At 66.2% G+C, this 6,235-nt stretch carries 5 protein-coding genes and 1 pseudogene; 4 read left to right on the forward strand and 2 right to left on the reverse strand.

Going from position 1 to position 6,235, the window contains the following annotated elements:
• Positions 1-81: 81 nt before the first annotated feature.
• Positions 82-276: pseudogene (locus ABZ453_RS50015) on the forward strand (IS5/IS1182 family transposase); the annotation flags it as partial.
• Here the strand turns inward: ABZ453_RS50015 and ABZ453_RS50020 are convergent.
• The gene (locus ABZ453_RS50020) at positions 194-760 is read right to left on the reverse strand and encodes a hypothetical protein (RefSeq protein WP_359026595.1); all 567 of its coding nucleotides are present in this window, start codon (positions 758-760) and stop codon (positions 194-196) included. The pseudogene ABZ453_RS50015 and the gene ABZ453_RS50020 overlap by 83 nt on opposite strands.
• A gap of 105 nt (positions 761-865) precedes the next feature.
• Here ABZ453_RS50020 and ABZ453_RS50025 point away from each other — a divergent pair, with 105 nt between their 5' ends.
• Entirely contained in the window at positions 866-1,318 is a 453-nt protein-coding gene (locus ABZ453_RS50025) for a transposase (RefSeq protein WP_359026597.1), read from the forward strand.
• 9 nt (positions 1,319-1,327) lie between these two features.
• Here the strand turns inward: ABZ453_RS50025 and ABZ453_RS50030 are convergent, their stop codons facing one another.
• Positions 1,328-1,630 (reverse strand): hypothetical protein, encoded by a 303-nt coding sequence (locus ABZ453_RS50030; protein ID WP_359026599.1) that lies wholly within the window; start codon positions 1,628-1,630, stop codon positions 1,328-1,330.
• Between the two features lie 1,481 nt (positions 1,631-3,111).
• On the opposite strand from ABZ453_RS50030, the gene ABZ453_RS50035 reads away from it, so the two are divergent.
• Both ABZ453_RS50035 and ABZ453_RS50040 read left to right on the forward strand, forming a co-directional pair.
• On the forward strand, positions 3,112-5,760 hold the full coding sequence (locus ABZ453_RS50035; protein ID WP_359026601.1) for a M36 family metallopeptidase: 2,649 nt from the start codon (positions 3,112-3,114) through the stop codon (positions 5,758-5,760).
• Positions 5,761-5,866: 106 nt separating this feature from the next.
• Complete coding sequence (locus tag ABZ453_RS50040) at positions 5,867-6,148, forward strand: hypothetical protein (protein ID WP_359026603.1); 282 nt, start codon at positions 5,867-5,869, stop codon at positions 6,146-6,148.
• The last annotated feature ends 87 nt before the right edge of the window (positions 6,149-6,235 follow it).

The following is a 6,235-nucleotide window of genomic DNA, read 5'->3' on the forward strand; positions in this document are numbered from 1 at the left end:
CCGTGCCCAACACATCTCCTCAGTCCGTGGTCGTACCGCAGGGAGATGATCTCCGCTGCGGTCAGATTCCACGTAACTGATAGGTGGGTGGTGGAACGCACGCTGAGCTGGCTGGCCCGCTCACGCCGCCTCAACCGCGACCACGAACGCCGCCCCGACCACCACGCGGCGATGGTGTGGTGGGCCGCCGTGATCAGGCTGTCCCGGCGCCTGGCCGGGGACGCTCCGCGCTGGCCGGAGAAACGCCCTGCCCGACTGCTCCGGGCGCGGGCATGAACCGCCCGTCCTTCGCCCGCACCAGCCAGCCCCGCTTCTCCAGCACGTAGGCACGGTGACGGATCTTCTCCACCTCGTTCTTGATCTCCGCTTCCCGGCCCACCGCCCGCGTCAACTCCACCCCGTTCACCGGCCCCGAAGCAGCCACCGCAGCGGCGAACACCTCCCGATACAGGCCGCTGAGCACCTCCTCACCCATGCCCGACCGCCACACCGGCGGCCGCTCGCCATGCACCGCCCCCAAGCCGCTCGATCCCACGGCGGCAGCCTTCTCACCACCAGACGGCACGGAAACCGGCGCATTCACCGGGCTCTCCTCGGCCAGCACCGACACGAGTTCCTCACGCCCCACCCGGGCCCGCTCGACCCGCTCCCGCGCGGCATCCACCTCCGCCTGAGCCTGCTCCAGAACCTCCGTCCAGGACTCCAGATCCCGCCTCGCCCGCGCCTCACGCTGTTCCATCAACCCCAGCACCGACGGCATCGCACCCTCCTCGATCCACAACAAGCCGCCCGCTGCCTGCCCCTACCCCCGGCCGATCATGCCCCGCACACGAAGAAGCCCCTGCTCATCGAACAGGGACTCCCTTTGCCACAACGCACTCAGCGCGGACTGGTCGAGTTGGGCGACTGGCTGTTGCTCGAACAGGTTGAGCTGGTGGGCATGGAGGCGACTGGGATCTATTGGAAACCCGTCTTCAGCGTGCTGGAGGAGCGCTTTACCTGCTGGCTGCTGAATGCCCAGCACATGCACAACGTGCCGGGCCGCAAGACAGACGTGGCCGATTCGGTCTGGATCGCCCAGTTGCTCGAACACGGCCTGGTGCGGCCCTCGTTCGTGCCGCCCCATGAGATGCGGGATCTGCGGGATCTGACGCGGTCGCGGACGGCGGTGACGCAGGAGCGGGCTCGGATGATCCAGCGGCTGGAGAAGGTGCTCCAGGACGCCGGGATCAAGCTGACGTCGGTGGCTTCCCGGGCGTACTCGAAGTCCGCGCGGGCGATCCTGGACGCATTGGTGGACGGGGAGCGCGATCGGTAGGACAGGCACTCAGCCGCCACCGCGGTTGTCCATCAACAGCCACATGCCCGGATCTTGCGGGGTCTCGCGGATGAAGGCGCAGTGCAGGGGCTCGCCTTGGAGATTGACGCCGCCGCGGGCTGTTTTCGCTGCCTCGCACTCCTCCTGAGTATGGTAGCTGCCGAAGGTCTCGGCACTGGCAGGGGAAGCCATGGCCAACCCGATGCCGATTGCTGCCACGGCACTCGCGGCAGCCAATGTAAGTCCCTTGCGCATGGAAACATCCTTTTCGCGGCGCACCGTCTGACGGATCGTGGTCCAGTGGTTCGCCAAATGAATAACTCGACAGATTGGTGGCGCCTCCCGCGGGGGCCTCCTACGAGACTTCCAGTCAGGAGCAGCCGCCTTATCGTGTCTGAGAGGCCCAACACCGTACAGAGGCAGATGACTCCACCGTCTATGAGCTTGGCTGGTATGGTTGGATACCTTTCTTCGTAGGGATGTTCGGGTCACTCGTAGGATCGGTGGACCCAGGGGCTCCGGGTATTTGTGTCCTGAATGTGGATAGAGCTGGTTGTAGGAACAGTTCTTAAAATGATGCTGTGCGGAAGATGAAGGTTTTTTTGGCCCTTCGGAGTCGCCCTGTGCGGGGAGGCTTCAAACCACCTCGTGCTGCGTTGGCTGATTGTGTCCTGAACGCGAAAGGGAGTTGATGTAGGAAAGCTTCTGGAAGCGATGCTGTGCGAGAGATGAAGGATTTTGGCCCTTCGGAATCGCCCTGCGGAGGGAGATTCCAAACCGCCTCATGCCGCGTTAGCCGAAGACTGTCGTGGTGAGCCATGAGGAAAAGGCGCCCGAGAGGCGTCAGGTGGGGATCGGGAAGACGAGCGCAAGCGAATCGTTGCTGAAGTGTCGTTAAGCAGACAGATGGCATCAAAACCGGGGTCTTTAGCTAACTCCGGGATGAGCCTGGCGGGAATCCGCTTACTGGCCAGGTGGTGTCCGGCATGTAGACGACGTGAGCCCGGTCTGCCGCTTTCGCATGGAACAGGAGAAGGCGTGCCTCGATACTGCCCCGTCTTCGAGCGGGCGAGAGGGGAGTGTAAATCTAACGGCCCTGTCTCACGTTCGGTGGTAACAGGCGGTGATGATGGTTACCTGTAGCGATTTGCCCAGCTCAACCGCCTGTCGGCATCTGGATGATGAGCTCGCCACAGGCAGCGAAGCGAGGTTGCGGGCATGTACCCGCGCGGTTTGACTAGGTGTTCTTCCCGTGACTTTCAGTTACCACCGAATGTGAGACAGGGCCAGTTGACACTCCCCTGCCGAAAGTTGCTGGCATTGGGTGCGATTCCCTCGGGCCACCCGACTATTAGGCTTCTGTAGAGGTCTGCGCCGTCGAGAGTGGGGCAAATGCCTCTAGACGGCCCATTGGGCGCGCTGGGAGGCTGCGGAGGGATCAAGTCGACTGTTGTAGGCAGTCGTTGGACTCCTCCTCTGGCGAGACGTTGACAATGGCGAGAGCCTCTTCCAAGCGCACGCGCGCGTCCATAATCACCGTGGCGGCTAGCCTCGTGCTGGCCGCCGCTTCTCCGCTCGGGGCTGCACACGCGGTCCCGGGTGATCCGACGGTCCCCGCTGGTACTGGCACTCCGGCGGTCCAGACACCGCCTCCGCCTTCGCAGCGGACGCTGATACGCCGGGACGCCGTGCTGGCGGGGGCGGAACAGCGTTTGGGCGTACGGAAGTTGCGTGAGCAGCTTGGTACCCAAGGTGTGCTCGAGCTGGACCCAGTCACCGGTACTGCCCGGCAGGTGGCGAAGCTGGACGGGTACCTGACGCCGCCCAGCGGCGACAGCCCCGAGGACATTGTCCGGGACTACCTGCGTGCCCATCTCGACGTCTTCGGCCTGACCGGCGCCCCGGTCCACGACCTGACGCTGCGCAAGCAGTACACCGACGTCGCCGGCATACGCCACCTGTCTTTCCTTCAGTCGGTGAACGGCGTGCCGGTGTTCGGTAACGGCGTGAAGGCGAACGTGTCCGGGGACGGGCGGCTGATCAGCCTGCTCGGCTCTCCGGTGGCGAAGCTGCCGTCGTCGCTGGTCCGGGTGCGGGTCACCGGGATGCAGGCCCGGAACACCGCCGTCCGTGACATTGCGGGGACGGGGGCCGACAACAACCTGGCCGCCGGTACCGCCAAGCAGGTCGTCTATGCGGCGCCGGACGGCAGCGCCCGCCGTGCCTGGCAGACGGTGACTTCGCCGAACGGCCATGGCATGTGGCTGCACGTCGTCGACGCTGAAACCGGCCGGATCCTATACCGGCAAAACCTGTCCTCCGACCTAACCGCGTCCTCCTCGGGAGCCGCCGCCGGGCAGCTCCTCTCGGCTGCCGGGCATGCCCTGTCGGCCCCGGCAGCGCTCGCGTCGACGTCCAGCGGCAAGGTGCTGGTCTGGGACAGTTACCCGGGCAGCCCGACGGGCGGTAAACAGCACACCGGTGACCTGAGTGCCAAGGGCTGGCTTCCCAAGAACGCCAAGACCCTCAACGGCCCGATCGCGCACGCCTTCAGCGATGTCAACGACAACAACACGGTCGACCAGGGAGAGGAGATCACACCGCCGGCGGGCGGGATGTTCGCCTTCCCCTTCAAGCCATTCACCGGCAACGCCTGCAACGATCCGCTGCCCTGCTCCTGGGACCAGACGAAGCCGGGTTCATGGAAGACCAACCGAGAGCAGAACGCCGCGCAGGTCTACTACTACCTCGGCACCTACCACGATCACCTGGAGGGCGCCCCGATCGGCTTCACCCGCAACAGCGGCAACTTCGACGGACGCGACAGCGACGCCGTCCAGGCTCAGACCGATGACGGCGCGGCGGTCAACAACGGGCTGCCCGACCAAAACCACCTGAACAACGCCAACATGAGCATCCCGCCCGACGGCCAGGCACCCACCATGCAGATGTACCTGAGCGGCTCCGGTCCCGGCTACAGGGTCCTGCAGGGCAACTGGGGCGACGATGCCGCCGTTGTCTATCACGAGTACACGCACGGCTTGTCCAGCCGTCTGGTCGTTGACGCCGACGGTGTGTCGACTCTGACCGGCCAGCAGGGCCGGGCCATGGGTGAGGCATGGAGCGACTGGTACGCGCTGGACTTCCTGGACAACCAGAAGCTGCTGACGGACGGTCCGCACTCCGACGGCGACGTGAACCTCGTCCCGCCGCACTGGACAGACGAACTGCCCTGGCGGAGCCAGGCGTTGGACTGCCCGGTGGGGTCGACGTCGGCCAAGTGCCCGGGCATGAAGAAGGCGGGTCCCGGCGGCTATACCTACGGCGACTACGGGAAAATCTCCTCTAGTGGCTCTGAGCCGCACGCCGACGGTGAGATCTGGAGCGAGACACTCTGGGACCTGCGCGCCGCGCTCGGCAGCAGGCTCAGCGAGTCCCTGCTGACCAGGGCGATGGAGCTGTCGCCCGCCGCCCCGAGCTTCCTCGACGAGCGCAACGCCATCCTGCAGGCCGACACCGTAGTCAATGGCGGCCGAGCCCGCACCACCATCTGGAAGGTGTTCGCCCACCGGGGAATGGGGTACTTCGCCGCGGCTTTTTCCGCGGACGACACCCAGCCCGACGAGGACTTCTCCCTGCCGCCCGGCCCAGGCACCCCGCAGGTCACGCTCACCGGCAAGGTCACCGACGACACGACCGGTGCCCCGGTCAGCGGGGTCGCGGTAAGCGTCAGCGGCCACAGCTCCGGCTTCCCCGGCGCCGACCTGTCCGCAGTGACCAAGGCGGACGGCAGCTACGTGATCCCTGCTGTCCCCGCAGGCACGTACGGGAAGGTGTATGCCAGCGGCAACGGCTATGAGCCCAAGGCTCGCACCGTCATCGTCAAGTCCGGCTCCGCCGACGCCGACTGGCAGCTGCGCCGTGACTGGGCGGCCTCGTCCGGCGGTGCCCGGATCACCGACTTCACCGGCACCGACAACACCAACGTCGGCTGCGGCCCGGGCGGCCTGATCGACATGACGTCCACAGTGTGGGGCTCGGATGCCAAGGGCGGCACCAGCGGCAGCGGGGTCGACCCGGTCCACACCACACTCAAGCTGCCCAAGGCCGTGAACATCGGCGAGTTCCTCGTCGACCCGACGGCGGGATGCGGCGACGACACCACCGCATCCCTCGGCGACTACCGGATCGAGACCTCTCCCGACGGCATCACCTGGGCCACTGCCGCCGAGGGCCACTTCAGGCCCGCCGACACCGGTCGGCAAGACACCGTGCCCCTCAAAGCCGACACCAGGCAGAACATCCAGTACGTCCGCCTGACCATGCTAGGCAACCAGGCCGCCGACAACGGCGTCGACTGCACGAAGGACGCAGGCCCAGCGGGCTGCCACTACCTGGACGCGACCGAACTCATCGTCCACGGCGCCCGGCACCAGGGCTGACGAGCCGGGCCAAAGACCCCGAGGGTGGCCTCCCGTACACAGCGGGAGGCCACCCTCGGGCCGTGCACGACCCTCCCGTTACCCACTTGAGCTGCGCCGTCGCGCGGTGCGCATGGTCGCCGAGGTGCGCGACGACTACCCGAACGAGACGGCCGCCCTGCAGGCGGTCACGGACAAGCTCGGTATCGGCTCCCGCGAGAGGCTGCGGAACTGGGTGAAGCAGCAGGAGATCGACGCGGGGCAGCGTCCGGGGACGACGACAGAGGAGTCCGCCCAGCTCAAGGCGGTCAAGAAGGAGAACGCCGAGTTGAAGCGGGCCAACGAGATTCTCAAGGCCGCGGCGAGTTTCTTCGCGGCCGAGTTCGACCGGCCACACACGTGCTCGTAGCGTTCATCGACGAGCACCGGGACCGCTTCGGCGGGGTCGAGCCGATCTGCAGGACGCTCACCGCACACGACTGCAAGATCGCCCCTT

The organism is Streptomyces sp. NPDC005799, from assembly GCF_040630525.1.
In the GTDB taxonomy this organism is placed as follows: Bacteria; Actinomycetota; Actinomycetes; order Streptomycetales; family Streptomycetaceae; genus Streptomyces; species Streptomyces griseorubiginosus_B.

What these genes read in the sequence shown, in the direction of transcription:
- ABZ453_RS50020 (WP_359026595.1), bottom strand. Translation starts at nt 760, where the DNA reads ATGCCGTCGGTGCTGGGGTTGATGGAACAGCGTGAGGCGCGGGCGAGG.